1 protein-coding gene is annotated in these 1,665 nt (G+C 73.9%); it reads right to left on the minus strand.

Annotated features, from left to right (window positions below):
* Positions 1 to 57: 57 nt before the first annotated feature.
* A complete protein-coding gene (locus ACFV0Q_RS41435; RefSeq protein ID WP_385013268.1) occupies positions 58 to 1,569 on the minus strand; it encodes a DEAD/DEAH box helicase in 1,512 nt (503 codons plus the stop codon).
* Positions 1,570 to 1,665 lie beyond the last annotated feature (96 nt).

Consider the following 1,665-nt stretch of genomic DNA (forward strand, 5'->3'; position numbering starts at 1 on the left):
GGCCCCGCTACGGGCGCCGGCCCCCTGGGGGGCAGGGGCGCCGTCGGCGGCAGAGGATCAGGGGGTCAGGCCCTTGCGGACCCGGGCCGCGCGGCGGGCTTCGGCGGCCTGGCGCGCTTCGATCGTCTTGCGGGACTCCTTGCCCTTGCCGGGCCGGCCCGGGCGGGTGCCGATGCCGCGGAAGCCGAGGTCCGTACCGCTCGGCCGGCCCTTCGCGTCGGTCGGCGCGGCCCCGGCCAGCGGAACGCCCGAGGGGGCCTTCGCGCCGGTGATCCGGCTCAGCGCCGCCTCGCCGGAGCGGACCTGCGTGATGGTGGGCCGGATCTTGGCGTCGGCCATCAGCCGCGTGATGTCGCGCCGCTGGTTGGGGGTGACCAGCGTGACGACCTTGCCGGACTCCCCGGCCCGCGCGGTGCGGCCACCGCGGTGCAGGTAGTCCTTGCTGTCGGCCGGCGGGTCCACGTTGACCACGAGGTCGAGGTCGTCGATGTGGATGCCGCGGGCGGCGACGTTGGTCGCCACCAGGACCGTGACCAGTCCGTCCTTGAACTGCCCGAGGGTCCGGGTGCGCTGCGGCTGGGACTTGCCGCTGTGCAGGCCCTCGGCCCGCACGCCCATGGCCCGCAGGTGCTTCACGAACTGGTCGACGCCGTGCTTGGTGTCCAGGAACATCAGCACCCGGCCCTCGCGCGCCGCGATCTCCGTCGCCGCCGAGACCTTGTCCGCCGCGTGGATGTGCAGCACGTGGTGGTCCATCGTGCCGACCGAGGCCGACTGCGGGTCCACGGAGTGCGAGACCGGGTCCTTCAGGTAGCGGCGCACCAGCTGGTCCACGTTGCGGTCCAGGGTGGCCGAGAACAGCATGCGCTGCCCTGCGTGGTGGACCTGGTCCAGGATCTCGGTGACCTGGGGCATGAACCCCAGGTCGCACATCTGGTCCGCCTCGTCCAGCACCGTGATCTTGACCCGCTCCAGGTGCACGTCACGGCGTCCGACCAGGTCGCTCAGCCGCCCCGGGGTGGCGATGACGACCTCCACGCCGGTGCGCAGCGCGCCCGACTGGCGGCCGATCGACAGCCCGCCGACCACGGTGGCCATCCGCAGCTTCAGCGCCCGCGCGTACGGGTCCAGCGCCTCGGTCACCTGCTGCGCCAGCTCGCGCGTCGGGACGAGGACCAGGGCCAGCGGCCGCTTCGGGTCCGCCTGCTGTCCCGCCGTACGGGCCAGCAGGGCCAGGCCGAAGGCGAGGGTCTTGCCCGAGCCGGTGCGGCCGCGGCCGAGGATGTCGCGGCCGGCGAGGGAGTTGGGCAGGGTCGCCGCCTGGATCGGGAACGGCTCGCGCACCTCCTGCGCGGCCAGGGTCGTCACCAGCTCGGGGGGCAGGCCGAGTTCGTCGAACGAGGCCACCGGGGGCAGCGCCGGGGTGGTGGTCCGGGGCATGGCGAACTCGCCCTGCGGACCGAGGGTCCGGGGCGTCTTGCCGCCACCGGCCTGCTTGGCTCCCGGCCTGGAGCCTGCCTTCGCTCCGGCCTTGATGCCGAAACGCCCGTGAGGTGACGGGTTCTTCATGCAGAACCTTCCGTGAGGAGAGCGAGCGCGGAGGGCGGTCGGGTCGCTGCAGGGACCGCGAACGGCGACGAGCCGGGTCCCGTACCCCTCGGTACG

Source organism: Streptomyces sp. NPDC059564, from assembly GCF_042735575.1.
Lineage (GTDB): Bacteria > Actinomycetota > Actinomycetes > Streptomycetales > Streptomycetaceae > Streptomyces.

Bases quoted from the DNA above. Each gene is read 5' to 3' on its own strand.
- ACFV0Q_RS41435 (WP_385013268.1), bottom strand. From the start codon at position 1,569: ATGAAGAACCCGTCACCTCACGGGCGTTTCGGCATCAAGGCCGGAGCG.